Genomic DNA, 26,472 nt, shown 5'->3' with positions numbered 1-26,472 from the left:
TGAGGATTCCGTCACGCGGCGCCGAGGGACGGCGCGGTCCGGCGGCGCGGCCATGGCGGCCGCGCCAGGACCCACAGACCGAAGGCGATGGGAAGGGTGGCGTTGAGGTAGATGAGCGGGACGAAGGCGAGATTGCCGGAAGACAGGTTCGACGCGCCCAAGGCCAGGGCCTGGACCGCCACCATCAGGGCCGCGGAGACCATCACCTGCACGGTCTGCCCCCGCCGGTCGAAGCCCGACGTCAGCAACACCGCCGCCGCCAGCAAGGGAAAGCCGAGATTATAGAGCGGCGAGGCCAGGCGGGAATGCAGCTCGGACTTGAACCGGCGCAGTTCCCCCTTGTTTTCCATGCTGTCATCCATGGACAGCAGTTCCAGGGTGGACCTCTCGCGGGCGTCGCGGAAGCGGTCGGGCTTGTTGCCGGTGGCGGTGTTGAAGTCCACCGTATAATTGTCGAAATAGAGCAGGGACAGCTTGCCGGTTCCCGGCGTCACTTCCTGACGGTTGCCGTTGATCATCAGGACGCGGGGGCCCTGTTCGGTATAGACCAGGGCGCCGCGCTCGGCCATCAAGGTGACGGCGCGCTGGGGGTGGCGCTTGTCGTGGACCAAGAGGCCCGTGAGTTCGCCGTTGGGAGTGCGCGAGCGGACGTAAATGGTCAGACCTTCGCCGAATTTGTTGAACATGCCTTCCTGCAACAACACATTGCCGATGTCGTTGCGGATGGTCCATTGCATTTCATGAAAGCTGCGCACGGTGTGCGGAATGATCCAGCAACTGAGCAGATAGCCCACGGCGCTGACCGCCAGTCCCAAAATGATCGCGGGCCGCGCCAGGGAAAGGTGGCTGAGGCCCGCGGCGCGCAGGACGATCAGTTCCCGGTCGGCGATCAGCCGGTTGTAGGTGAAGAGCACCACCGCGAACAGCGAGATGGGGATGATCACCACCAGGAAGCCCGGCATGAGCAAGATGGTCAGTTTCAGGAAGGCGCCGATGGACAGGCCCTTGTTGACGATCATCTCGACGAAGCGCAGCGACTGGGTCAGCCACAAGACGCAGGCCAGGGCGGCGGAGACGAAAATCATCCCCACCAGCATCTGGCGCATCATGTATCGCGTGATCCCCGACATGGGGGCGGATTATAGACACGCGGCTTGCGGTGGAACAGCGAAAGGTGCGGGCCTGTGACGATTCAGCGCAGGATCTTTCCCGGATTCATCAACCCATTGGGATCAAAGGCCTTCTTGATCCGCGCCATGAGATTCAGATCGATTTCCGGCTTGTAATGGACCAGTTCGTCCACCTTCAGGCGGCCGATCCCATGTTCGGCCGAGATGGAGCCTTCCATTTCGACCACGATGTCGTGGACGATGCGGTTCATCTCCTCCCAGCGGGTGAGGAAGGCGGCTTTGTCCGCATCTGGTGGCTGGGTCAGGTTGAAATGGGTGTTGCCGTCACCCAGATGGCCGAAGGGCACGACCCGGATGCCGGGCATGGCGGCCTCGACCGCGCTCGTGCATCGGCGGATCATCTCGGGCACGCGTGAGGTTGCCACCGCCACGTCATGCTTGATGGAGCCACCCTCTTTCTTCTGGGCCTCGGGGATGGCCTCGCGGATGCGCCAGAAATCGGAGCGCTGGGCATCGCTTTCGGCGATCACCGCATCCACCGCCAACCCGTCCTCGAAGGCCTGACCCAGCACCTCCTCCAGGGCGTCGCGCAAGCCTCCGGGCCGTGACGACGACAATTCCAGCAGCAGCATCCAGTCATGGGGGCTCTCGAAAGGATCGCGCACCCCTGGCACATGGCGCATTCCCAATTCCAGACCGATGCGCGGCACCAGTTCGCAGGCGGTGACCGAATCGCCGCTGGCGGTGCGGGCGCGGGCAAAAAGCGGCAGGGCGGCTTCCAGATCGGACAGGGCCACGAAGGCGGTGGCAATCTCGCGCGGACGCGGGAACAGCTTCAGCACGCAGGCGGTGATCAGTCCCAGCGTGCCCTCGGCGCCGATGAACAGATGCTGCAGCGCATAGCCGGTATTGTCCTTGCGCAGGCGCTTCAAGCCGTTCCACACCTGCCCGTCGGGCAGCACCACTTCCAGACCCAGGACCAGATCGCGGGTATTGCCGTAACGCAGCACATTGGTGCCCCCGGCATTGGTGGAGATATTGCCGCCGATGCGGCACGAGCCCTCGGCGCCCAGGCTCAAGGGGAACAGGCAGTCCGCCTCGGCCGCCGCCTGCTGCAGATTGGACAGGATGCAGCCCGCCTCGGCGGTCAGCGTGAAGTCCACCGGATCCACGGCGCGGATGCGGGTCAGGCGCTCGGTGGAGATCACCACGGCCCGCCCGTCCTCGGACGGCACGGCCCCGCCGCACAGCCCCGTATTGCCGCCCTGGGGCACCATGGGAATGCCAGCGCTCGCACAGAGCTTGACCACCTCGGCCACCTGGGCGGTCGAGTTTGGGCGGACCACGGCCAAGGCGGCGCCGTGATAAAGGCCGCGCTCCTCCACCAGATAGGGCGCGAGGTCGTTGGAGTCGGTGATGACGTTGCCGGGGCCGACGATGGCGGCCAATTGGTCGATGTTACTCAAGAGGGACTCCGTGGCGCGGCCGCGCGCTTCAAACGGTCGTTGATGGCCAATCCCAGTCCCCGCTCGGGGATGGGCATGACGGCGATTCCGAGATAGTCCGGACGATCCAGGGCGCGCAGCATGGCGAAGAGATGGGCGGCGGCCTCGTCCAGATCGCCCTTGGGCGACAGGTTGAGGACGCATTCCGGGGCGATGCCGAAGCCCAGCAACGCCTCGCCGGGTTCGGCGGCCAGGGCATCGAGACGCACGGGGAGCGAGGGCGCGTAATGGCTTGCCAACTGGCCGGGCGAGCGCGGCGCGTCCGGGGTCTCGAGGGCGCGGCGCAAGGGGCGGCCCAGCACGGCTTCCAGTTCCTCGGCGGTGACGCCGCCGGGGCGCAGCAGGGTCGGCGGTTCCTCGGTAAGGTCCAAGACGGTGGATTCCACGCCGACCCGGCACGGCCCGCCATCCAGCACCATGGCGATGCGGCCATCCAGGCATTGGGCGACATGGTCGGCCCGGGTCGGGCTGACGCGGCCCGAAAGATTGGCCGAGGGCGCCGCCAGGGGGCGCCCCGCCGCCTTGATCAAGGCCAGGGCCGTCGGGTGGTCGGGCATGCGCACCGCCACGGAATCAAGTCCCGCCGAAGCCAGTAGCGATACGGGCGAGGCGGCGCGGCGTTTCAGCACCAGGGTCAGGGGGCCGGGCCAGAAACGTTCGGCCAGACGATGGGCGTCCGCGCCGATCTCCACCAGGGCGGCGGCCTGATCCAGACTGCTCACATGGGCGATTAGCGGGTTGAAACTGGGGCGGCCCTTGGCCTTGAAGATGGCGGCGACCGCCAGGTCCGAAGTGGCGTCGCCGCCCAGCCCATAGACCGTTTCGGTGGGAAAGGCGACGAGTCCGCCCTCTGCCAGTTCCCGGGCCGCCCGCGCGATGGCGGCCGGGCTGGCGGACAGGATTTCGATGCGGGAATGCTGGCTCATGCCCGAACCATAATTCATTCTCCCCCGGCCGGGAAAGGGGCGAAAGCCCCCCGTCAGGCCGTCCGCGCCAATCCTGTCGCTTCCAAGATGGGCTCCGCCGAAGAGGCATTCACCAGCATGGCGCTGTAGGTATCCATCATCTCGGCCCAATCGTGGAAGACGGCGAACAGGCCGCTGTTGATTTCCTCGGTCACCGTCACCGGGTCGGGCGGGGGCAAGTCCAGGAAAGCCTCGGCCTCGCCGCCTTCGAAATGGACCGTCATTCCCGTGCGCCGCGCCAGAGCCACCATGGACCGGTTGTCCGACAGACACAGGGTGTAAAGCTTTTCGGCCCGGCGGTTGCGGGCGAAGGCGACGGCCTGACGCAGCAACTGCGAACCGATTCCGTCGGTGCGGTGACCCCCATCGACGCTGACGCCCACTTCGGCCACGGACCCGTTCAGGGCCACATGGGCGGCGCCCACCAGTACGTCATCGGCAAACGCAGCCAGGATCAGGTCGCCCGCCCCAATGGCGGCCACATAATCGTCGATCACCTGATCGGCTACGCCCGAGCGGGCAAAGCGCAAGCGGCGGTCATCGGGCGACAGCCGCCGCAGATGGGCGGCGTAATCGGCGCGTTCGTGGGTGTAAAGTCTGCGGATCAGCATGGCCGACCTCCTGTAACTGGTCTGACCATGAGATAGGATGTTTATGCTGCACTGCAACATAAATCGCTAGGGCCTCAACGCATGGAGGCATGGCGAATTGGCTGGGTCCGCGCTATCGCCACAAACGAAAAGGCCGCCGGACGAGCCAGCGGCCTTTTCTGACGCTTGTCGTAGGGACGGCCCCAGGGGCGGTGTCGCGCGCCGCCACAACCATTTCCGGTTGTGAGCTGTCTCCAAGTCACCGTACGTGCATTACGGCGGCTGTTTGGTGGCGGGAGGTCCCGTCACCCACAAATGGTCTCGCAAATCAGCCAAAAAATCAAGATCTTTTCAGTGCTGTCACGTTTTGGCGGTCGCGCTTATTGAGGGAATTACGCCTTGCCCCGCGCGATGAAGTCCGGGTTGAGGAATTTGGGCGTCTTGCCATAGGCCATGGGCCTGCCCTCGAAGGTTTCGACACTGCCGCCCGCCGCCATCAGCACGGCGCTGGCCGCCGCGATGTCCCATTCACAGGTGGGGCCAAAGCGGGGATAGAGATCGGCGGCGCCCTCGGCCACCAGGCAGAATTTCAGGGACGAGCCCGCGAAATCCAGGCTGACGCCGGGAAATTGCGCCAGCCATTTGCCCATGGCTTCGGGGTTACGGTGCGAGCGCGAGGTCATGGCCACGGCGCCCGTGGCAGGAATGGGGCGGCAGGCGATGGGGCGGCGGCCCTGGGAATCGGCCTTGAAGGCGGTGGTGCCGGTGCCCGACCATAATTCGCCGCGCGCCGGTGCCAGCACCACGCCCAACACCGGAACGCCGTCTCTGATCAGGCCGATATTCACTGTGAACTCGCCGTTCTTCTTGATGAATTCCTTGGTGCCGTCCAGGGGGTCCACCAGCCAGAACGGGCCGGAGCCGATCTCGGGAATGCGCCCGGCCGCCACCGATTCCTCGGCCACCACGGGCACGCCGGGGGTAAGCGCCGCCAGTCCCGGCAAGATGATGGCCTCCGCCTTTTCGTCGGCCTCGGTAACCGGCGAGGCGTCGGTCTTGTCGCGCACGGCGAAGTCGGAATTATAGACCTCCATGATTACCGCGCCCGCTTGGCGGGCCAGGTCTTCCAGGGGGGCGAGCAGGGGCGAAAGATCGGTAGGCAGGGTCATTCAAGGCGTTCCATTCAAGGCTTTCCGTTCAAGGTGTTCCAAACCGCCAGAGGCGTGGCGGGCATGTCCATATGGCGGATACCCAGCGCATTACACACGGCGTTGATCACGGCGGGCGCCGCGCCGATGGTTCCGGCCTCGCCCGCGCCCTTGAGCCCCAGAGGATGGGTGCGGCAGGGGATTTCCACGGTGGAAAAGTCGATCTCGGGGATATGGGCCGCCCGGGGCACCGCATAGTCGATCAGGCTCGACGTCAGCGGCTGGGCGCTTTCGGGATCGAAGACGGCATGTTCCAGCAGGGCCTGACCGATGCCTTGGACGGCGCCGCCGACGATCTGGCCCCGCAGCAGCAGCGGATTGAGCACGGTGCCCACATCATCGACGATGGTATATCGGACGATCTCGGTCTCGCCCGTTTCCGGGTCCACCTCGACCTCGCACACATGGCAGCCATTGGGGAAGGTGGAGGCGGGAGGGCGGAAACGCAGGGAGGCCGAGAGCGGCATTCCGGCTTCGGCCAGGACCTGGGCGAAGGACACCGAGCTTTCTCCCGCCCGGTAACGGCCCGACTCGAATTCCGCTCGTTCGGCCTGCAACAGCTTGGCGGCCTGGGGACGCAGATGCTCGATAAAGGATTCCACGGCCGAAGCGATGGCGCCGCCCTGTTGGGACAGCGAGCGCGATCCGCCGGCGCCGCCGCCTTTGGCGATGCGCCTCGTGTCGCCCTGGACCACCCGGATACGCTCCATCGCCAGGCCAAGCTCGGCGGCGACCATCTGGGCATAGGCGGTCTCGTGACCCTGGCCGTTGGATTGGGTGCCCACCAGGATCTCGGCGCCGCCATCGGGGGTCAGCGTCAAAGTGACGTCCTCGCCCGAGGTGCCGCCGCAAATCTCGATGTAATAGGCCAGGCCAATGCCGCGCATCTTTCCGCGGCCTTTGCTTTCCGCGCGGCGTGTTTCGAATTCGGCCCAGCCGGATCGCTCCAAAGCCACATCCATCACCCGGGCAAACTCGCCGGAATCATAGGTGTGGCGCCCCGCGCTGGCATAGGGGAAGGCCTCGGGCGGGATAAAGTTGCGCTTGCGGATCTCCACCGGCGACAGCCCGGTATCTCGCGCGGCGGTGTCTACCAGCCGTTCGATGAGATAGGCCGCCTCGGGCCTGCCCGCGCCGCGATAGGCGTCCACCGGCGTGGTGCTGGTATGGACGGCCCGCACGCGGGCGTGGAAGGCCGGGATGTCATAGACCCCGGTCAGCATGCCGGTCCCGGCCAGGGTGGGCACATAGGCGCCGTAATTGGAGATATAGGCGCCCAGATCGGCCACCGTCTCCACCTGCAGGCCCAGGAAGCGTCCCGTTGCATCCAGGGCCAGGCGCGCATTGCTCACATGGCCGCGCCCATGGGTGTCGGTGAGGAAGCTTTCGGTGCGGTCGGCGGTCCACTTGACCGGTCGGTCGAGTATGCGTGCCGCCACCAGGGCCATGGCCTGTTCCGGGAAGGGGCTGATCTTGAGGCCGAAGCCGCCGCCCACATCGGGGGTGATGACGTCCAGGCTTTCGGCCTTGATGCCCAGGACGGGTGCAAGGCGATCCCTGATCTCGTGCACACCCTGGCTACCCGAGGTCAGTTCGAGGCGTCCGCTGGCTAAGGGCCGGGCCAGGCAGGCGCGGGGCTCCATGGCCGTCGGCGCCAGACGGTTGTTGATGAGGTTCAGTTCCACCACGCGGGCGGCCTGGGCGAAGGCCTGGGCGACCTTGGCCGCGTCACCCATCTCCCAGACGAAGGCATCCTCGGCCACCGGGGGCAGGGGGTGATAGTCCACCAATACCGCTTCCGCCGCGTCGCGGGCCTGATCCAGGGTCTCGGCCACCACGAAGGCCAGGGGCTCGCCCGCATGGCGCGGCCGAGGGCCGGCGATGACGGGGCGGGGATGGCGTGGCACCGCATTCTCGGGCAAAAAGCCGCAGACCATGGGGCCAACGCCCTGCTCCGCCATCTCGGCATAGGTCAGGATCAGCAGCACGCCGGGCATGCTCCGCGCCGCCTCGGCATTGACCTTCACATCGGCGTGAGGCAACAGCGAGCGCACCACCATGCCGTATGACTGACCGGTCAGGTTGACGTCATCGGTGTAGCATCCACGGCCCGTAAGGAAGCGCCGGTCCTCGACGCGGGTATGGCTTTGACCGAAACCGAAGCGAGGGATCATTCGAACAACTCCGGGTGTCTCTTTCTATCGGCGTTGCGCATCAACTTTATGGATGTTGAAAGAGATGCAATTTGATCGCGAAAGTCATGATTAAATTTTCGATGGGCTGTGATGCTACGCCAAATATCAACAGTAAGTGATGCGTATAGAAGTATAGAAACTATTACCATGGTGACGACGTGCATTTCTGCTTCTGGGGATATAGATGAGTAAAGCAGCGGGTAAAAAGATGTACATGCGGAGACAACCATAAATATCATTAGTTCATCATCGTATATCCTGTGTGATTTTGAGTTTAAGAAAAATTTAGATTTAAACTCCCGGTAAATTGTGAGCTTGGCGTCTGCCTTCTCTAGTGCCTGATCCGCCTTTTTCGTTTTTGCTTCTTTATCTAGCGTTCTTGATTTTATGATCAAATCAATTATACGGTCTAGTTCGCTAATCCTCAGGAGAATGGCGGATTCTCCATTCTTTCTTATGGAGCTAAATGCCGTGACGGCAAGGTTCAGCGCGACGGCAAGCTGAAATACACTTTGAAAATTAGATATTTTTTCCATACTTAGTCCGTTCGGCGTGAGAGAGTATTGATTGCTTCACTTGCCGATCTCCACCGCCTGGAAGCGCGACGCCTTGAAGCCGGGCGACCAGTGGTCCACGGCCATGCCAGCCTTGGCCTTGAGATGGGCGAGGAACTGGTGCTTGTCCGGCAATTGCTCCCAGACCGAGGGCAGGAACAGGGCGCGCAGGCCGCCATCCTCGATGATCAGCCCGTCCATGCGCGGGCGAAGCTGGTTCAGCATGTCCTCCTGGTCCTTGAATGTCATGGGGACGGGCGGTGTCAGCACCGAAAGCGACAGGGAAAGCCCCTCCAGCTCCGCTGGGCTCAGCGGGGGAAAGCGCGGGTCCTTGAAGGCCGATTTGAAGGCGTTGTCCACCACATCCTCGGCCAGGGGACGCCAGGCGATCACCGAGCCGATGCAGCCCCGCAGGCCGCCCTGGCGGTTGAGCGTCACGAAGACCGCGCCGGGCTGGGCCAGAATGCCGGGGCGCTCAGTGGGCGCCGGGGCGGGGCTGCCCGTTTCCAGCCCGTGGCGGATGGAAGCCCAGGCAAGGTCCAGCAAAGTCTGGCCCATGGCCTTGATCCGGTCGGCTTCGCTCATGCTGTTCTCCGTCTCGAACAATGCCCAGGAGCCATAGCCCACCACCCGGTCCTTGGGTCCCGCCGTATCGCCGGAATTGCGCACGTCCAGCGTCACGATCTCCAGCCCGCGGCGCTTGGCGGCGGTGAGCAATCCGCCCACCGGAATGCGGCCGCAGGCGCCATCGCGGGAAATGGCCAAGGCGTCGAAATGCTCGATGGCGGCCACGGTCTGGCCGTCGGTGTCGCGGCACTGGTCATAGGGCAGATAGTGGGACAGATCGGTGGAAATGACGATCAGCGTCTCGTCACCGCCCCACAAGGCGTCCAGCAGCCCCGCCACCATGTCGGGCGAGGCATCGCCGATCACCACGGGCAGCAAGGTGAAGTCGCCGATGGTGGCCTGAAGGAAAGGAACATGCACTTCCAGGGAATGCTCCTGGGCATGGGCCTGATCCAGAACGCCCACCCCGGCCACGCCCGCCAGACGCGACCAGTCCTTGTCCAAGGCAACGGCGCCCAGCGGCGAGGCCCACTGGTCCGAGGAGCACAGCGCCATGCCCTGGAACCCCACCCGATGGCTGGGCCCCAGCAGAACCACGCGCGACCACGAGCCCCGGAAGGGCCGCAGCAGGGCATAGGCTCCCGCCGCCACCGGCCCGGAATAGACCCAGCCCGCATGGGGCGCGATCAGCGCCTTGGGCCGCCTGCCAGCGCAAGGTGCGGCGACGGCATGGTCGAGAAAGGCGCTAAGCTGCCGGTTGGCCTCGGCGAAATCGGCGGGATAGAACTGTCCGGCCACGGCGGTGGGGCGGATGGCGGTCATGGGGTTGCCTCGGGCGCGAAAATCTTCTTGGGGCATGGTACTCTTCCCCCATGACTGACGCTATCCAGGGTTCGCATTTTCCAGGACGGTACTGGCAGACGCTCGAGGATGGGCGGGTGCAGTGCGATGTCTGTCCGCGCGAATGCAAATTGAACGACGGACAGCGCGGCTTGTGCTTCGTGCGCGCCAGTGAGGCTGGCCGGATGGTGCTGACCACCTATGGCCGCTCCTCCGGGTTTTGCGTCGATCCGGTGGAGAAAAAGCCGCTCAACCATTTTCTGCCCGGCACACCCATCCTGTCCTTTGGCACGGCGGGTTGCAACCTGACCTGCAAGTTCTGCCAGAACTGGGACATCTCCAAGGCCCGCGAGATCGACCGCCTCAACGACATGGCCGATCCCGAGATGATCGCCAAGGGGGCGGTGCAATTGGGCTGCCGCTCGGTGGCCTTCACCTATAACGATCCGGTGATCTTCCTGGAATACGCCGTGGATGTGGCCAAGGCCTGTCACGCGCAGGGCATCAAGACCGTGGCGGTGACGGCGGGCTATATCAAGCCAGAGGCCAGGGCCGAGTTCTATGCTCATATGGACGCGGCCAATGTGGATCTGAAAGCCTTCACCGAGGATTTCTATCACCGTCTGTGCGGCGCCCATCTGGAGTCGGTGAAGGAGACGCTGGTTTACCTCAAGCACGAAACCGATGTGTGGGTCGAGGTCACCACCCTGCTGATCCCCGGCGAGAATGATTCTCCCGAGGAGATCGACGCCCAGACCAAATGGATGATGGCGGCGCTGGGCCCCGATGTGCCGCTGCACTTTTCCGCCTTCCATCCCGATTGGAAGATGAAGGACAAGACCAACACGCCGCCAGAGACCCTCACGCGGGCGCGCGACATCGCCATCAGGAACGGCCTTCGTTATGTCTATACCGGCAATGTCCATGATCCGGCGGGCGGCGGAACCTACTGCTCAGGCTGCGGTGCCTTGCTGATCGGGCGGGACTGGTACGAGCTGTCCACCTGGGCGCTGACCCCTGAGGGGCATTGCCGGGAATGCGGCACGCCTTTGCCAGGACGCTTCGAGGCGGCGCCCGGGACCTGGGGGCGCAAGCGTCAGCCGGTAAGATTTCAACGCTGAGACATATTCCCTTTCGCCCCGAATGTGGTAAAGCTTCCCGCCTCTCGTCCTGATGGGTCCCGAGACATATGGTGAAGCGCTGGTTGCCGTGGCTCCTCAAAGGGGGGCTTTCGGTCGGACTGATCTGGTTCGCATTCCGCAATATCGATCTGACCGAGGCGTGGAGCCGGGCCAGGACTATCGATCCCGTGATGCTGTCGGCGGCCCTGGCCCTGGGGATCGCCCAGATCGTCATCGGGGCGGGGCGCTGGTGGCTGGTCCTGCGCGCCTTGAGATCGACCTTTTCCGCGATCCAGGCCTTTCCCGTCTTCTATATCGGCGTCTGTTTTTCCATCGTGACCCCCGTTCTCGGCGACGCGGTGCGCATGTGGAAGGCCCATCATTCCGGCCTGTCGCTCAAGACCAGCGTCAATTCCGTGATGCTGGAGCGGATCGTCACTATTTTAGGCCTGGTGCTGCTGGTCGCCGCCATGGAGCCGCTTTTGCTGGCCCGTGTGCCCGATGTTCCCGGAACCTGGGTCTTTCCCCTGCTGTCGCTGGCGGGCATTGCCGGTCTGGCCTTTCTCAGCCAGTTGGACCGCCTGCCCGTATCGCTTCATCGCTGGCGGATTGTCCGGGGCCTGGTCCATCTGGCGGGTGATACCCGTCTGCTGATCCGCCGTGTGCCTTTCGGTGCCGGGACCCTGGCGGTGGCCATTATCGGTCATGCCAATCTGGCCCTGGTGGTCTATGCCCTGGCCTTGGGGCTGAAGATCGACGTCTCCCTTCTGGACTGTCTGATCCTGTTCCCGCCGGTGATCCTGGCGCTGACGCTGCCCATTTCCATCGCGGGCTTCGGCTTGCGGGAAAACATCATGATCGTGGCCTTCGGCTGGGTGGGCGTGGCGCCCGGCTCGGCCGCCGTCCTGGGCCTGATGTTCGGGCTGAGCAGCATCGTCACCGCCCTTCCGGGCGGGCTGATCTGGCTGCTGTCGGGCGAGCATCCCAAGATGGCCGAAATCGAGCATATCGAGGAAGAGGCCGAGGACGACGCGGAAAAGCAGACCGAAGGGGCCTGATGGTCCAGGTCTCTTGGGCCTAGCCGCATTTCGCCGCGCTCCGCGCACTGGAATACGGCATACCCTCTTTCCTTCCCGGCCCAGCGCGCTACATTGAGAGGAAGTGAATTCCATCCCAATGTTCCGAGCCGCGAGGATGTCCATGAAGATCGCCTTTTCCAAGCCCTCCCTGCCCACCACCGGGGCCATCGCCCTCGGCATTCTCGAAGGCAAGGTGCTGACCGGCACTGCCCAGGCCCTTGACGCCCAGGCCAAGGGCGGACTGGCGCGCGCCATCGCCGCCTCGGGCCGATTCGAGGGCAAGAAGGGCCAGACGCTGCTGATCCTGGCTCCCTCGGGGCTGGAACTCAGCCGCGTCCTGCTGGTGGGATTGGGCAAGGGCAAGGATCTGGACGCCCTGGCGGCCCAGGGCTTCGGAGGCACGGTGGTCGGGCAGTTGCAGACCTCGGGCGATGCCGATGTGGCGGTGGCGCTCGACGTCATTCCGGGCTCGCCCCTGTCGCCCGCCGAGTTTGCCGCCCAGGCGGCGCTGGGCGCCCGGCTGCGTTCGTACCGCTTCGACAAATACATGACCAAGCAGAAGAAGGAGGACAAGCCCTCCTTGAAGAAGCTTTCCCTGCTGACCGATGCGGCATCGGATGCCAAGGCGGCGTTTGGAACGCTGGACAAGGTGGCCGACGCGGTGTTCCTGACCCGCGACGTGGTGTCTGAACCCGCCAATATCATTCACCCCGAATCGCTGGCCGAGAAGGCCGAGAGCCTCAAGGATCTCGGCGTCGAGGTCGAGGTCCTGGGCGAGAAGCAGATGAAGAAGCTGGGCATGGGCTCGCTGCTGGGCGTGGGCCAGGGCTCGGAGCGCGAATCCAAGCTGGTGGTCATGCGCTGGTCCAATGCCGCCAAGAAGGACGAGGCCCCGGTGGCCTTCGTCGGCAAGGGCGTCACCTTCGATTCCGGCGGCATTTCCATCAAGCCGGGCGGCGGCATGGAAGACATGAAGTGGGACATGGCGGGTGCTGGCGCCGTCATCGGCGCCCTGGCCGCCCTGGCGGGCCGTAAGGCAAAAGTCAACGCCATCGGCGTGGTCGGGCTGGTGGAAAACATGCCCTCGGGCACCGCCCAGCGCCCCGGCGACGTGGTGACCTCCATGTCGGGCCAGACCATCGAGGTGATCAACACCGATGCCGAGGGACGCCTGGTTCTGGCCGATGCCCTTTGGTACACCCAGGACCGCTTCAAGCCGAAATTCATGGTGGATCTGGCCACGCTGACCGGCGCCATCATCATCGCGCTGGGCAACGAATATGCCGGTTTGATGGCGTCCGACGACAAGCTTGCCGACCGCCTGACAGCGGCTGGCAAGGCGGTGGACGAGAAGCTTTGGCGCCTGCCTTTGGGCGAGTCCTACGACAAGCAGATCAAGTCCGATATCGCCGATATGAAGAATGTGGGCGGACGTGAGGGCGGGTCCATCACCGCCGCCCAGTTCCTCAAGCGCTTCACCAACGACGTGGCCTGGGCCCATCTGGACATCGCCGGTGTGGCCTGGAGCAAGAAGGACGCAGCCACCTGCCCGAAGGGCGCCACCGCTTTCGGCGTGCGCCTGCTGGACCGGCTGGTGGCTGATTTCTACGAGGATAAGAAGTAGGAATAATCCCTCTCCCCCCTTAAAGGGGGGCGAGGGGGAGACATGGAATGCGCATCACCTTCCGCTCTCCTCCCGCCACGTTCGACGGCGCTGTTGCCGTCGGGCTGTGGCGGGGGCGTCTGGCCACGCCGTCCTTTACCGCGTTGGACGAGGACGGTTCCTTGCGCAAGGGGCTGAAGCGGCTGGGCTTTGACGGCGATGCCGAGGAAACCGAACTGCTGCTGGTGCCAAAGGCACCCCTGGCCTGTCTGGTGGTGTTCGGGCTGGGCAAGGGGCGCAAGCTCGATGCCCGGCGGTTGCGGCGCATCGGTGCCGCCTTGCTGGACGAGTTGGACGAAAGCCGCGCCAAATCATTCTCGGTGCTGCTCGATCTGCCGCCTGAACAGGTGGCGGAGCTGGCCTATGGGTTGCGGCTCAAAGGCTATCGCCCGCTTTCCAAATACCGCACGAAATACGATCTTGATGACGAGGACGATGTCCCGCCCGTGCTGGATCATGTGGTGATCTGCTGCGCCGAACCCGACGCGGCGGCGCGGCTCTTCGCCGCCCGCGAGGCGGTGGCGCAAGGGGTGTTCCTGGCCCGCGATCTCACCGACGAGCCCGCCAATGTGCTGGGGCCCGACGAATTCGCTCAGGCCGCCCGGCAGTTGGAAGCTCTGGGCGTCGAGGTCACCGTGCTGGACGAGGCGGCCCTCAGGATTCAGGGGCTTAATCTGCTGGCGGCGGTGGGCCAAGGCAGCAAACGGCCGCCCCGCTTCGTTGTGCTGCGCTGGAAGGGCGCCGAAGGCAAGCCGCTGGTCCTGGTGGGCAAGGGCATTACCTTCGACACTGGCGGCATCACCATCAAATTCGATGACGAGGACATGGACGCCATGAAGGCCGACATGGCCGGGGCGGCGGCCGTCATCGGCGCCATGCGCGCCGTCGCTGGCCGAAAGGCCAAGGCCCATGTGTGCGGCGTGCTGGCCCTGGCCGAGAACATGCCGTCGGGATCGGCCCAGCGGCCCGGTGACGTGGTGAAATCCTTCTCCGGCCAAACGGTGGAGGTGATCGATACCGATGCCGAGGGGCGTCTGGTCCTGGCCGATGCCCTGGCCTGGGCGGCGGAGCGATTGAAGCCCGCCGCCATAATCGACATCGCCACCCTGACTGGCACCACCGAGGAATTGCTGGACGCGGAATATGCCGGTCTTTACTGCAATGACGATCTGCTGGCCAAGCGTTTGCTGAAGCACGCCAAGGCCGAGGACGAGCCCCTGTGGCGGTTGCCGCTGACCGAGGCCTGCGACGAGGATCTGAAATCCGATATCGCTGACCTCAAGCACTGTTCCTGGGGCGACGTGCCCGACAATGACGACGCGGCGCGTTTCCTCCAGCACTTCGTGCCCGAGGGGCTGCCTTGGGCCCATATCGACATGGCGGGACGCGAATTCGCCGACGAGGACGACCCTCTGTGTCCTGAGACGGCGACGGGCTATGGCGTCAGGCTGTTCGACGCCTTGGCGGGGGGATAAGGACAAAGATTCACCACGAAGGCTCGAAGGCACGAAGGAGGGGGAAGGAAAAGTTTACTTTCCTGCTTTGTGTTCCTTCGTGCCTCTGCGCCTTCGTGGTGAATTCGTCGCCGCCGCCTATGACGGTGGTCGAGCCCTCGGCGCCGACTGGACGTCGTGGGCGATGGCTTGCAGCAGGAGCTGGAATCCCAAGATGGTCGGCATGGCGGCCAGCATGACGGTGCCCGCGGTGCGCGGCACGCCGCTGGCCACCGAGGCGATCCATTGGCCGATGCCTTCCACCAGGCCGAAACCCAGCAGCGGCACGCCGATCAGGAGATAAAGCGAGGCGATGGTGAAGTCGCTGACGAAATAGCGAAACAGCAGGCGCTTTAAGAACCCCTTCAGCAACAGCGGCGGAAATTCGCGCAGCACCCTGGCCACCGACAGGGAGGATTCCTCGTCGCCATAGCGGGCGGGCATGGCCACGTCCTCCACCGGCAGTCCCGCCATGCCCAGCTGGATCAGCATGTCGCTTTCGAAGAAATAGCGTTCGGCCAGACGGCCCAGGTCCAGTTCTTCCAGGGCCCGGCGGTGGATGGCGGTATAGCCGTTGGTGGGGTCCATCACCCCCCATTGGCCAGACGCCGCCTTGACCAGGAAGGACAGGGCCGAATTGCCGATCAGGCGCACCGGCGGCATGGTCTTCAACTGCGGCAGATGGCGGAAGCGGTTGCCCTTGGTGTAATCGACCCGGCCCGAAATCAGTGGTTCCAGCAGACGGGGCAGTTCCGCCGGGTCCATCTGGCCGTCGCCGTCCATCTTGACGCAGATGTCGCAGCCCAGTTCCAGGGCGCGGACATAGCCGGTGACCACCGCGCCGCCGACGCCTTTGTTGGCCGGATGGCGGATGACTTCGATGCGCGGATCGACCGCCTTGGCCGCAACCTCGCCCGACCTTTCAGGGCAGCAATCGTCCACCACCAGGATGTGGTGGATGGTCTGGGGAATGCCAGCCAGAACCGATTCGATATGGCGGCTGACCCTGTAGCAGGGAATGATGACGGCAATCTTCATGAGGGGGGATTATACCCACGGCTCGCCGGAACGCCATTCCCATGGTAAAGGTTGAGCCATGACCCAGATCGGCTTTTACCACCTGATGCGCCTGCCGCTGGAACAGGCATTGCCCAAACTGCTGGACAAGGCGCTGGCGGCGGGCTTTCGCGCCGTGGTGCTGGCCGGATCGCAAGAGCGGGTCGAGGATCTGAACGGGCGCCTGTGGACCTACGAGCCCGATTCCTGGCTGCCCCATGGCTCGGCCCGTGACGGCGAGGCCGAGATGCAGCCCATCTGGCTGACCCACACCGACGAGAATCCCAACGGCGCCACCATCCTGGTGATGTGCGACGGCTCGGCCTCGGAGCGGGTGGGCGCGTTCCAGCGTTGCCTGGACCTGTTCGACGGCAACGATGCCGAAGCGGTCGAGAAGGCGCGCGAGCGCTGGAAGCGCTGGAAGGCAGAGGGCCACGAATTGGTCTATTATCAACAGACAGAACGCGGGGGCTGGGAGGAAAAATCAAGGACTTAACGAATGTATAGTCATTGCGCATTGCCCGAAATCGGGCGCCAACATACTGTTTAATACACAGTTTCGAGCGGAAGAGCGGACTCATGGCTGGGGGTTCCCGGGGCAGATGGTGCAGGCTTGCATTCCTTGGCTTGCTGCTCCTGGTGGGACTGTTCGGAGCGTCCGCCGCCCATGCCGAACCATTGCCCGCAACTGTCGCCGTCGAGACGGCTAGCCGCCCGCTGGATGGATATCTGACCTTCCTGGAAGACCGGGAAAGCGCGTTCAGCATTGAGGATGTGGCACGGCACGGCGTTTTCGAGGCGGTAACACCGCGCCGTCCTGGCCTTATTAGCGGCGGGACCTTGTGGTACCGCTTCACCGTCAAGCGGACGGCAGGGGCAGCTGAGGACTGGGTCCTGGCGTTCGGAGAGCCGGATATCGACGATGTCCGGGTCTATGTGACGAAGCCGGGCGGTAGCTTCACGGAAACCCTTCTCGGCCGACGGCTTCCCGCGCGGCAGTTGGATGTGGCGGTACGTCTCCACGCGGCCAACCTTTCCCTGCCCGAAGAGATTCCGACGACGGTTTACATCCGGCTGTCGTCGCTACACAAGATTCGCTTCGAGGCGGCGGCGCTGTGGCGCCCGACTGCCTTGGCCTATGCGGAAGCCCGCCAGTCGGCGCTTCACGGTATCGATTTCGGCGTCATGGCTGTGTTCGTGGTGAGTAATATCCTGCTCGGCCTTTGGCTGCGGGATGCGTCCATGCTGATGTACGCCGTTTTCGTGGTGACGAGCATGTGCCGTGAAGCGACCCATTCAGGCATCGTCACCGTGATTCTTTCCGATGCCGGTCGGCCCCTGAACTATCTGCTCAGTGCCATTGGTCTGTTTGGCGGCATCTCCGCCTTCATGATCATGTGGGACCTGATGTTTGATATCAGGAAGGAATTTCCGTTGGTGCACCGCGTTTACCGCTGGGGCGGCATCCTGATGCTGGCGCCCATATTTTTCGCGACGCACGACAGTTTTTCACTTCTGGCCCAGTATGCCCAAGTGATCATGCTGGCTGTCAGCATCGGCAGCATCACGATGGCTTTCATTCTCGTGCTGCGTCACCCCGGCGACGTTCTATTGAGATTCTACCTCTGCGCCTTCTTTCCGATCGTCCTGCTTTGGGGCGTCGAGGTCGGCGCACTGGTTTTTCCGACCATCCCGTTCGATCTGGGACGTCAGGTCGACATAATCGCCACCATGATCCATCTCAGTATTCTTTTTCTCGCCTTGGGCTACCGCTTCGTGGTGACGCGGCAGCAGCAAGCCCAAGCCGACGCAGCCCTGGTCCTCGAAAAGATGGCGCGGGAACGCCAACGGACGTTCGTGGACATGGCGACGCACGAATTCAAGACTCCACTGGCAGTCATCGACAGCGCGGTTCAGGTCCTTGAACTGTTGCTTCCAACGGCCCCACCCGAGGCCACCCGCCGTTTCAACACCATCCGCAAAGCGGTTTCCCGACTGGTTGGTCTGATCGAAACCTGCCTGAATGGCGAGCGGAGCGAGGCAATGGAGCTTAACCTGCGCCCGGTTTCTCCGGCCGCCATCGCCGCCCAGGCCGTGGCGCGGGACCGGGAAACAGGGCGCGGCGAGATCAGGGCCGAGATGTCACCTCTGCCGGACACATGCCTTGCCGATAGTGCCCTGCTGGGAATCGCCCTGGACGCCCTGATCGATAACGCTCATCGCTACGGACCGGCCGACCAGCCGGTCGATGTCGTGGCCCAGGCGCTGGGCGGATGGATCATTTTCACGGTCCTGGACCGTGGGCCGGGCGTGCGCCCGGACGAAGCCGAACTGATTTTCGACAGGTATTATCGCAGTCCCCTCAGCGGATCGACCTCAGGCTTCGGCATCGGCCTGCATCTGGTGAAGACCATCGCCACCATGCACGGAGGGACGGTGGCATATCGGCCGAGGGATGGGGGCGGAGCATCCTTCGCGCTGACCATTCCGGTGGCTTAGCCGCGGATGTTCATTTCCTCGGAAAACATATAGCCGACCGAGTTGACGGTTCGGATCGGCAGGGAAGCACCGGTCTTTTCAGCGACCTTGAGGCGCAGGCGACGCAACGCGGCGTCCAGGTTGCGGTTGCCGACGTCGCTTGGATCGTATCCGAGAACGCCGAGCAAGGCGCCGCGCCCGACCACGGTGCAGGACGACTCCGCCAATTCCCGCAGCAGTGACAGTTCATTGGGCGTGACCGCCACCGACAGGCCTCCAGGTGTGAACAAGGTGAAGGCGGCGCGGTCCAGGCACCAGCTTTCGCCCCGGTCAGCCGGGTGTGCGGTATCTCCCAGGCGGCGGAACAGGCTTTTGACTGCGGCGACCAGCTCCCGCATATCCACGGGCTTGGAAAGATAAGCGTCGGCACCTGCGTCGTGCCCACGCACGCGGTCTTCGACATGGTTCCTGGCGGTGACCATGATGATGCCGCTCTTGCTGTGTGCCCGCACATGGGCCGCGATGGACAGGCCATCCTCATCCGGCAGCCGTAGGTCCAGGATGAGAACGCCAAACACCTCGACCGCCATGCGACGATAGAGTTCGGCCGCCGAGCCAACACCAGCGGTCGTGAAGCCCGACAAAGACAGGTAGGTCACTATCTGCTCGCGCAGATCGGCATCATCCTCGACGACGATGATCGTCCCCATCCTTGGCCTCCGTAACGCAGCCGGGCTCCTGGCCTGGATAATGCCGGGTCGGTTTTCCGATGGAAAGAGTGAAGGCAATGCGGTGGCTCATCGAACTTCCGTCGAATCATCGTCAATTCTACGTGTTTCAGTGACTGATTGGCCTTCCGTTAAGATGGAGAAAGACATGGGCCCTAGACACGGAGATATGGGGACTTAATGATGAACCGCTCGACCGCATCAAATTTTCATGCTGTGCCGGTAAGGCATTCGGCATTTCGTGGTGTCGGCCGTACGGCCTTGGGCCTGATGTTTGGCGTGGCGCTCTTTGCGGGCAGTGCCGCCTTCCACGGAGGCAAAGTGTTTGCTGGCGACGACAGGGCCGTCTCTGCCCCTGTCCTGACAGTTGACGGCTCGGGTGGTTCTGTCGGCGGCAAGCCGTCCGAATTCTTGGCGATCACGGGTACGGCACCCCTTGGTCACAGTTTCGGCTTACAGCTTGACGGGGCGCTCGGCCAAAGTGGAGAGCGTGGGCAGGGGGGGCTTGGTGGTCATATCTTCTGGCGCGACCCCAATCAGGCCATGGTGGGGCTCACGACCATGTGGTCGCGCGTCGGCGCCTGGAACATCTTCCGGCATGGCCTGGAAGCCGAGGCCTACCTGGACGATTATACCCTGTCCTCGTCGGCGGGCATCCAGCGTGGCGACGCCAACAAAGGCACCAGTTCGTCGGGCTATGGCGGATTGGCGCTGTCATGGTACTCGCGCGACGATCTGAAGCTGACGCTCGGCGGTGCTGGCTTCAGCAACAGCCGGACGGGATATTCCATCATCGAATGGAAACCGGACGATTCGATTCCCTGGACAATGTTCGGCGTCACCGGCGCTGGCAATACCGGTCCAGGCTTCGCTCTGCTCGGCATGCGCTACACATTCGGAAATGCCGGGACCTCGCTGAAGGACCGGGATCGCCACGGAGACCCGGAGAACATCGTCTCCTTCACCAATGCCGGTGGTGGTGGTGGCAGCGTGTTGACCTCCACGGCAGCAGCCCATGCCGCCCCTCAGCAAAGCACTCCGGCTCCCAGCGTCAGTTGCTTCGTCGCCGGAACTCCCGTCCGCATGGCTGACGGCAGCGAGAAGGCAATTGAAACCGTGGAGATTGGTGAGCAGGTCCAAGGGACGGACGGCACCATCAACGAGGTTATCGGATTCGGGCGTCCGCGCCTCGACGGGCGTCGGCTCTATGCGCTTAACAGTCTGGATTTCTTCGTGACGGCGGACCATCCTTTCCTGACGAGCGGAGGCTGGAAGTCCTTGGATCCGGACGTAACCAACCGGATCAATCCGGCCCTGAATGTCACTCAACTTGTCATCGGTGACACCCTGATCACCGTCGGCGGCCCGGTCGATCTGCGTTCCATCGAGTCACAAGACGCGCCTGCCGAAACGGTGGTCTACAACCTCCATCTAATCGGGAACAATACCTACGTCGCCAGCGGCTATTACGTGCATAATTATGGGGATGGGCCGACCAGGGAGCAGTTCCTGGCGGGATACAACGCAAGGCCGCCAGGCGCTCCTGAGGAGTGAGTGCTTTGATGGCGCCGTGAGGACGACGAAGCGGTTCTGGGATAATGGCTGGTCGGCAGTGGTGATTGCGGGGGGGGGGAGCGCTATTCGTAGCGGATGATGTCCAGCTTATCCCTGGACTCGGCGACCAGTTGCAGGGCGACGGTGCCGTTGCCGGTGCGGATCAAAAGTTCCATGAACCAGGAGCCGTCTTCCAGTTCCAGGGGCTGGGCGGCGCCGATAGAACGGACCCCTTCCACATCCATGCTGAGGCTATGGTTGTCGTTGAATGAAATGGCCGCGACCTTCATGGCCGAACTCTCCTGACTGAGCGCGGGGGCGAGGTTCTCTTAATTGACCGGCGGCGTCAATGCGCCGCCGGTCCTGTATGGCCATGGGATTGCGGCAGCGCCACCATGAAGCGCGAGCCCTGGCCTTCCTCGGATTCGACCCAGATGCGGCCGCCATGGGTGGCGACGATCTTGCGGCAGATGGCCAGGCCGATGCCGGTGCCCTCAAACTCGTTCTCGGCATGCAAGCGCTGGAACATTCCGAAGATGCGATCGAAGTAATTGGCGCCGATCCCCATGCCGTTATCGGCGATGGTGATGATCCATTCGGTGCCCTCGGGCCGGGCCGAGATGCGGATTTCCGGCTTGCGTTCGGGGTGGCGGTACTTGACGGCGTTGCCGATCAGATTCTGGAACAGACGGATCAATTCGCTGGGAACGCCAGGCAATACGGGCATGGGAGGCTCCACCACGACCGAGGCCTCGTCACCGGTCTCGCCCAGGCCGAGATTGGCGCAGGCATCGGCCAGGACGGAGCCCAGATCCAGTTGGGTGAAGTCCTCGCCGCCGCGGCCCACCCGCGAATAATCGAGCAGCCCCTTGATCAGGGCGTCCATGCGCCGCACACCGGAGACGGCAAAGCCGATGAATTCGCGCGAGCTTTCGTCCAGAGCGTCTCCCAGGCGGCGCTCCAGCAAGGTGACATAGGACGTGACCATGCGCAGCGGCTGGCGCAGGTCGTGGGAGGCCACATAGGCGAACTGTTCCAACTCGGCATTGGAACGGGCCAGTTCGGCGGTCTTGGCCTGCAATTCCGCTTCGAAGCGGTTGCGGTCCGAGACATCCACCACGAAGCTGCTGAGATAGGCGCGGCCCCCCACATGCAGCGGCGAGGAATAGACCTCCACATCGCGGATCTCGCCCGAGGACAGTCGGTGGCGGAACCGCAGGAATTTGCGGCCATCGTTCTCCACCGCCGCCATTTCCCGCGCGATATCCTCGTCCGACGCCACATTGATGTCGTGGATATGCATCCGCTTCAGGACCTCGACGGGATAGCCGTAGAACAGAGCCGCGGAATCGTTGGCATCGGTGATGGCCCCGGTCCTGGGGTCGACCAGCAACTTGATGGCCGGATTGCGGTGGAAGCTTTGGCTGTAGAGTTCCTCGCGTTCCGCGATGGCGATTTGCGCCCGATGGGAATCGGTGACGTCGCGACCCACCGTCTGATAGCCGGTGAGATTGTCCAGGGCGCCGTAAAGCGCCGTGGTCCGCCATTCGATCCAGCGTTCCTGACCGTCGGCCAGGAAAACCCGGCGGCGATCCTCGCGGTAGGGCTGAAGCTGGTTCAGCGCATGCAGGCAGGACAGGACGAAGGGGCGTTCCTCCTCGGGCATGAACTCGATCCACCGGCGCCCGATCAATTGATCGGCTGGCTGGCCATAGAAACGGGCATAGGCCCGGTTGACGGCCAGCAAGGTGGTGTCCGGGGCATAACGGTGGATCAGGTCGTCCTGGTCGTCCACTAAGATGCGGTAGCTCTCCTCGCTGGCTTTAAGCGCAGCCTCCGCCTCGCGGCGATTGCGCTCGTGCCGTTGCAACTGGATGAAGGCCGCCAGGAGAAGGGCCGTGAAGACCAGACCCGTTCCCCCCATGATCATCGTGTTGACGGCCCAGCGACGGAGCGCCGCCTGGGTGGTGATGCCCACCGAGACCACGATGGGATGGCGGTCGAGCACCTGGAAGGAGGCCAGCCGCTCCTGGCCGTCAAAGGCACTGGGTGCGATGAAGGTGCCAGCGCGGGACTTGGGCAATTGCTCGGTGAACATGGGCCCGGATTTGATGGAACCGCCCATATGGCGGCCCGGATCGGGAAGCCGCGCCAGGACGTCGCCATCCAGATTGGCGATCACCGCCCGGTCCACATCGCCACTCACCACGCCGCCCAAAGCCTCGGAGAAGAATTCGGGATTGAGGGCGGCGGCCACGATGCCGCCGAAGGTTCCCAGCGGACCGATGATCGGCCGGACGACCACTTGTCCCATCTTGCCGGTGAAGGGGCTGACGGCGGGGGCGGCGATGATCAGTCCAGAGTGGAACGGGGCCTTGGCGGCGGCTTCGAAATAGACGCGGCGGGAAAGATCCTGGCCGATCATGGAGGCCAGGGTGGAGGCAACGACCCGCCCATCGGCGCCAGCCACGAAGACGTTGCGGACCTCGGGCAGGCCCGCGCTGCGGTGGTGCATCACGCTGACCAGTTCGATCGGGTCGGGGTGTTCCCGCGAATGGAGGTCCACATCCTTCAGCATCAGGTCGAGGCCGCGCAGCGCACCGCTCAGGCGTTCGGCCACGACGCGGGTCAGCGCCTCGGTCAGGCGGCTGCTGTCGCTGAGCGAATCAACGCGGTCACGCCAAGCCACCAAGCTGCCGCTCACCCATACCACCAACAGCACCGCCGCCATTAGGATCTGCGGTCTGTACGATCTGCTTGAAATATCCAGCCTATCCCCTCCCCAATTAGGCGCGTCCTCAGTCCCCCTCGATCTGCCCCATGGCGGCCTGCAGATAGTTCTGCGTCCCCATCTTGGCCATGAGGTCGATCTGGGTTTCCAGCCAGTCGATATGCTCCTCGGTATCTTCCAGGATCTCCCCCAGTTCGTCGCGGGTGACGAAATCCTGCTTGGTCTCGCAAAGGGCGATGGCCTCGGTCAGGGCCTTATGCTCGGCCTGTTCCATCTTGAGATCGGAGGCCAGCATCTCGGCCACGTCCTCGCCGATGCCCAGCTTGCCCAGATCCTGAAGATTGGGCAGCCCTTCCAGGAAGAGGATGCGCTCGATGACCTCGTCGGCCTGCTTCATCTCCTCGATGGAATATTTGTAGACCGCCTTGCCCAGGTCCTTCAGCCCCCAGTTCTTCAGCATGCGGGCGTGCAGGAAGTACTGGTTGATGGCGGTCAGGTGCAGCTTCAGAACGCCGTTCAGGTGGCGCAGGACCTCCTTGTCGCCCTTCATGACGCACCTTGCGCAATGTCGCCAGCGGCCGACTGGATGTAGTTCTGCAGGCCCATGCGGGCGATCAGGCCCAGTTGCTGCTCAAGCCACAACGTGTGGTCCTGCTCGGTTTCTTCCAGGATGTGCTGCAGGATGCGGCGGCTGTCATAGTCCTTTTCGGCCTCGCAATGGGCAATGACCTCTTTCAACTCGGCGATCACGGCCAACTCGTAGTCCAGATCGTTTTTCAGCATGGAGGGCACGTCTTTGCCGATATTCGGCCCAGGCCGCTTGGAGATATCCGGGGTTCCCTCCAGGAACAGAATACGGCGGATCAGCAGGTCGGCATGTTCAAGCTCATCCATGCGCTCGTGGTCGATGCGCTCGTAAAGCTTTTGCAGGCCCCATTCCTGGTACATACGCGAATGCACGAAATACTGATCGGCGGCGACCAGTTCTCCGACCAGGAGTTTATTTAGTCTCGATATGACACTTTTCTTGCCCTTCATCGGACATCTCCTGATCCGGGATTGACCCTATGCCAGCCTAACATCCCATTACCGGATGGCAAGCAAACGAAGGGGATAAATCCGTTACGTGGTGATGGCCTCGGCCATGATCCAGTCCCTGAAGGCGCGGATCGGAGGGAATTGCGCGCGCTCGGGCAGGCAGACCAGATGATAGGCGCTGGCCAGGGGACGGCCGGGAAACAGGGCCACCAGCCGTCCCGCCGCCAATTCGTCGGAAATGAGGGTGCGCCAGACCAGGGCGGCGCCCAGTCCGGCCAGGGCGGCCTCCACCACCAGGGAGGCGTCGCCGAAGGGGCGAAGCTTCAGCGGCTCATCCGCCACGGCGCCCATTTCGGCCAGCCAGGACGGCCAGCTGGGAAAGTCCGGGTCCCAGCCGATATGCTCGTTGACCAGCAAGGTGGCGCGGGTGAGATCCGATACCTCGCCCAGTCCGGCGGCCAGACGGGGGGCCGCCACCGCCACCACCTCCTCCAGGCGCAAACGTTCCACATGCAGGCCGGGATAGCGGCCCGAGCCATAGCGGACGGCCATGTCCACGCCTTCACGGTCCAGATCCACCAGCCGCAGCGTCGCCGACAGATGCAGGTCGATCTCGGGATGAGCCTCCTGGAAGCGGGTAAGGCGGGGGACCAGCCAACGCGACGCGAAGGCGGGCGAGGCCGACACGACCAGAGGCCGGGACGCGCTTTCGGGGGTCAGGCGGCCGACGGCCCCCGCCAGCCGGTCGAAGGCATCGCTGAATTCAGGCGCCGCCTGGGCGGCGGCGCGGGTCAAGGACAGCCGCGCCCCGCGATGGAACAGGCTTGTCCCCAGCATGTCCTCCAACTGCTTGATCTGCTGGCTGATGGCGGCCGGGGTGACGCCCAGTTCCCCGGCGGCGCGGGCGAAGGACAGGTGGCGGGCGGCCGCCTCGAAGGCATGAAGGGCGCGCAAGGGCGGAAGACGTCGGCGCATCATTAGTTTTCCTTAACCCATGGGCGAGAAAAGCTCGTTTGAATCCCAGTTATTACCAAGCGTATCGTCGAGATAGTGATTAGTCTATCTCAATGGAGGTCCATCATGGGCCAGACAGGTATCTATGCCCTTGCCGTCCTTTCGGCCCTGTTCTGGGCGGCAAACTTCAATCTGGCCGGTCCGGTCCTGGCCGACATGGCGCCCATGACCGCGGCGGCCGGGCGTTTCGGACTGGCGGCGCTGGTCATGGCGGCGCTGGTGGCCGGGCGGGGAGAGTTGGGCGCCTTGATGGGCGCGGCGCGCAAATCGGGCGGGCGGCTGGCCCTTCTGGGCGTGGTCGGCATCGCCGGGTTCAACCTGCTGTTCTTCGACGCCATGCGCACCACCTCGGCGGTTAACGGCGCCCTGATCATGGCCACCAATCCCCTGCTCACCGCCGTTCTGGCGGCGATGTTTCTGGGCGAGCAACTGCCCGGACGCCAGATCGCCGCCTTGCCGGTGGCACTGGCCGGGGTGTCCATGGTCATCCTGGGCGGCGTGAAGGGCGATGTGGTCTTCGGGATGGGCGATGTGGAGATGATGGGCGCCAATCTGTCCTGGGCCATCTACAACGTCATGGCGCGCAGGCTGATGCCCGCGGGCTCGGCCCTGGTCAACGCCACTATTCCCATGGCGGCGGGCGCTCTGGTCCTGGCCCTGGCCGCGGGTTTGAGCGGGGCGGAGTTCGCCATTCCCGGTCCCAAGGCCGGTGCGGCCTTGCTGGCCATGGTGGTGTTCGGCTCGGTTCTGGCCTATCTGTTCTGGAACGCGGCCATCGCCCGCATGGGGGCCGGGCGCACCGCCCTGTTCCTCAATCTGGTGCCGGTCTTCGCCGCCGCCATCGCCACCTTGGGCGGCACGCCGCCCAGCCCGGCCCAGTTGGGAGGTGGTGCCGTGGTGATCGCCGCCGTGATAATCTCCATGCTGCCCCGGCGGCCTCAACCCTGCCTGGCCTGAGCCAAC

Annotated in this window: 23 protein-coding genes; 8 read left to right on the top strand and 15 right to left on the bottom strand. The window is 64.0% G+C overall.

Annotated features, from left to right (window positions below; all coding sequences use genetic code 11):
• Window positions 1–11: 11 nt before the first annotated feature.
• The 8 genes from lptF to amrB all read right to left on the bottom strand — a co-directional run bounded on the left by lptF (window position 12) and on the right by amrB (window position 9,572).
• Window positions 12–1,109 carry an LPS export ABC transporter permease LptF gene (gene lptF / locus CCC_RS13115; RefSeq protein ID WP_052473214.1) on the bottom strand — a complete coding sequence of 366 codons (1,098 nt, stop codon included), beginning with the start codon at window positions 1,107–1,109 and terminating at the stop codon, window positions 12–14.
• Between the two features lie 83 nt (window positions 1,110–1,192).
• Window positions 1,193–2,596: an FAD-binding oxidoreductase gene (locus CCC_RS13110; RefSeq protein ID WP_041041802.1), complete on the bottom strand. Its 1,404-nt coding sequence runs from the start codon at window positions 2,594–2,596 to the stop codon at window positions 1,193–1,195.
• Complete coding sequence (locus CCC_RS13105; protein ID WP_052473212.1) at window positions 2,593–3,561, bottom strand: L-threonylcarbamoyladenylate synthase; 969 nt, start codon at window positions 3,559–3,561, stop codon at window positions 2,593–2,595. The genes CCC_RS13110 and CCC_RS13105 overlap by 4 nt, the downstream gene beginning before the upstream one ends.
• A 53-nt stretch (window positions 3,562–3,614) precedes the next feature.
• Entirely contained in the window at window positions 3,615–4,211 is a 597-nt protein-coding gene (locus CCC_RS13100) for a GNAT family N-acetyltransferase (protein WP_009870776.1), read from the bottom strand.
• 371 nt (window positions 4,212–4,582) lie between these two features.
• Complete coding sequence (cysQ, locus tag CCC_RS13095) at window positions 4,583–5,359, bottom strand: 3'(2'),5'-bisphosphate nucleotidase CysQ (RefSeq protein ID WP_009870775.1); 777 nt, start codon at window positions 5,357–5,359, stop codon at window positions 4,583–4,585.
• Window positions 5,360–5,373: 14 nt separating this feature from the next.
• Window positions 5,374–7,569: a xanthine dehydrogenase family protein molybdopterin-binding subunit gene (locus tag CCC_RS13090; RefSeq protein ID WP_041042353.1), complete on the bottom strand. Its 2,196-nt coding sequence runs from the start codon at window positions 7,567–7,569 to the stop codon at window positions 5,374–5,376.
• The gene (locus tag CCC_RS22180; protein ID WP_152619773.1) at window positions 7,569–8,129 is read right to left on the bottom strand and encodes a hypothetical protein; all 561 of its coding nucleotides are present in this window, start codon (window positions 8,127–8,129) and stop codon (window positions 7,569–7,571) included. Before CCC_RS22180 ends, CCC_RS13090 begins: the two co-directional genes overlap by 1 nt.
• 36 nt (window positions 8,130–8,165) lie before the next feature.
• Window positions 8,166–9,572 carry an AmmeMemoRadiSam system protein B gene (gene amrB / locus CCC_RS13085; protein WP_236686381.1) on the bottom strand — a complete coding sequence of 469 codons (1,407 nt, stop codon included), beginning with the start codon at window positions 9,570–9,572 and terminating at the stop codon, window positions 8,166–8,168.
• A 14-nt stretch (window positions 9,573–9,586) separates the two neighbouring features.
• Between amrB and amrS the strand changes: the two genes are divergently transcribed.
• The 4 genes from amrS to CCC_RS13065 all read left to right on the top strand — a co-directional run bounded on the left by amrS (window position 9,587) and on the right by CCC_RS13065 (window position 14,892).
• Window positions 9,587–10,675, top strand: a complete 1,089-nt coding sequence (gene amrS / locus CCC_RS13080; protein ID WP_041041800.1) for an AmmeMemoRadiSam system radical SAM enzyme — start codon at window positions 9,587–9,589, stop codon at window positions 10,673–10,675.
• A 68-nt stretch (window positions 10,676–10,743) separates the two neighbouring features.
• Window positions 10,744–11,733 carry a lysylphosphatidylglycerol synthase transmembrane domain-containing protein gene (locus CCC_RS13075; protein ID WP_009870771.1) on the top strand — a complete coding sequence of 330 codons (990 nt, stop codon included), beginning with the start codon at window positions 10,744–10,746 and terminating at the stop codon, window positions 11,731–11,733.
• Between the two features lie 142 nt (window positions 11,734–11,875).
• A complete protein-coding gene (locus tag CCC_RS13070) occupies window positions 11,876–13,378 on the top strand; it encodes a leucyl aminopeptidase (protein ID WP_041042351.1) in 1,503 nt (500 codons plus the stop codon).
• 47 nt (window positions 13,379–13,425) lie between these two features.
• Window positions 13,426–14,892, top strand: coding sequence for a leucyl aminopeptidase (locus tag CCC_RS13065; protein ID WP_009870769.1), 1,467 nt, complete (start codon window positions 13,426–13,428; stop codon window positions 14,890–14,892).
• 117 nt (window positions 14,893–15,009) lie between these two features.
• On the opposite strand, the gene CCC_RS13060 is transcribed toward CCC_RS13065, so the two are convergent.
• Entirely contained in the window at window positions 15,010–15,948 is a 939-nt protein-coding gene (locus CCC_RS13060; protein ID WP_009870768.1) for a glycosyltransferase family 2 protein, read from the bottom strand.
• A 58-nt stretch (window positions 15,949–16,006) separates the two neighbouring features.
• On the opposite strand from CCC_RS13060, the gene CCC_RS13055 reads away from it, so the two are divergent.
• Both CCC_RS13055 and CCC_RS13050 read left to right on the top strand, forming a co-directional pair.
• Complete coding sequence (locus CCC_RS13055) at window positions 16,007–16,462, top strand: DNA polymerase III subunit chi (RefSeq protein WP_009870767.1); 456 nt, start codon at window positions 16,007–16,009, stop codon at window positions 16,460–16,462.
• A gap of 131 nt (window positions 16,463–16,593) precedes the next feature.
• Window positions 16,594–18,465: a sensor histidine kinase gene (locus CCC_RS13050; RefSeq protein ID WP_009870766.1), complete on the top strand. Its 1,872-nt coding sequence runs from the start codon at window positions 16,594–16,596 to the stop codon at window positions 18,463–18,465.
• Here CCC_RS13050 and CCC_RS13045 read toward each other — a convergent pair.
• On the bottom strand, window positions 18,462–19,154 hold the full coding sequence (locus CCC_RS13045; RefSeq protein WP_009870765.1) for a response regulator transcription factor: 693 nt from the start codon (window positions 19,152–19,154) through the stop codon (window positions 18,462–18,464). The two genes, CCC_RS13050 and CCC_RS13045, sit on opposite strands and share 4 nt — an antisense overlap.
• A 198-nt stretch (window positions 19,155–19,352) precedes the next feature.
• Here CCC_RS13045 and CCC_RS21255 point away from each other — a divergent pair, with 198 nt between their 5' ends.
• A complete protein-coding gene (locus CCC_RS21255) occupies window positions 19,353–20,726 on the top strand; it encodes a Hint domain-containing protein (RefSeq protein ID WP_082036614.1) in 1,374 nt (457 codons plus the stop codon).
• Between the two features lie 83 nt (window positions 20,727–20,809).
• On the opposite strand, the gene CCC_RS13035 is transcribed toward CCC_RS21255, so the two are convergent.
• The 5 genes from CCC_RS13035 to gcvA all read right to left on the bottom strand — a co-directional run bounded on the left by CCC_RS13035 (window position 20,810) and on the right by gcvA (window position 25,473).
• Window positions 20,810–21,016: a hypothetical protein gene (locus CCC_RS13035; RefSeq protein ID WP_009870763.1), complete on the bottom strand. Its 207-nt coding sequence runs from the start codon at window positions 21,014–21,016 to the stop codon at window positions 20,810–20,812.
• 56 nt (window positions 21,017–21,072) lie between these two features.
• Window positions 21,073–23,430 carry a PAS domain S-box protein gene (locus CCC_RS13030; protein ID WP_236686380.1) on the bottom strand — a complete coding sequence of 786 codons (2,358 nt, stop codon included), beginning with the start codon at window positions 23,428–23,430 and terminating at the stop codon, window positions 21,073–21,075.
• Between the two features lie 94 nt (window positions 23,431–23,524).
• Window positions 23,525–24,007 carry a bacterioferritin gene (gene bfr, locus CCC_RS13025; protein WP_009870761.1) on the bottom strand — a complete coding sequence of 161 codons (483 nt, stop codon included), beginning with the start codon at window positions 24,005–24,007 and terminating at the stop codon, window positions 23,525–23,527.
• The gene (gene bfr, locus CCC_RS13020) at window positions 24,004–24,495 is read right to left on the bottom strand and encodes a bacterioferritin (RefSeq protein WP_041041798.1); all 492 of its coding nucleotides are present in this window, start codon (window positions 24,493–24,495) and stop codon (window positions 24,004–24,006) included. Before bfr (CCC_RS13020) ends, bfr (CCC_RS13025) begins: the two co-directional genes overlap by 4 nt.
• Before the next feature lie 84 nt (window positions 24,496–24,579).
• Window positions 24,580–25,473 carry a transcriptional regulator GcvA gene (gene gcvA / locus CCC_RS13015; RefSeq protein ID WP_009870759.1) on the bottom strand — a complete coding sequence of 298 codons (894 nt, stop codon included), beginning with the start codon at window positions 25,471–25,473 and terminating at the stop codon, window positions 24,580–24,582.
• 102 nt (window positions 25,474–25,575) lie between these two features.
• Here gcvA and CCC_RS13010 point away from each other — a divergent pair, with 102 nt between their 5' ends.
• On the top strand, window positions 25,576–26,466 hold the full coding sequence (locus tag CCC_RS13010) for a DMT family transporter (RefSeq protein WP_009870758.1): 891 nt from the start codon (window positions 25,576–25,578) through the stop codon (window positions 26,464–26,466).
• Window positions 26,467–26,472: the final 6 nt, after the last annotated feature.

Source organism: Paramagnetospirillum magnetotacticum MS-1, assembly GCF_000829825.1.
Lineage (GTDB): Bacteria > Pseudomonadota > Alphaproteobacteria > Rhodospirillales > Magnetospirillaceae > Phaeospirillum > Phaeospirillum magnetotacticum.
The sequence above is the reverse complement of the archived record's forward strand: the minus strand, read 5'-3'. Positions and strand labels throughout refer to the sequence as shown.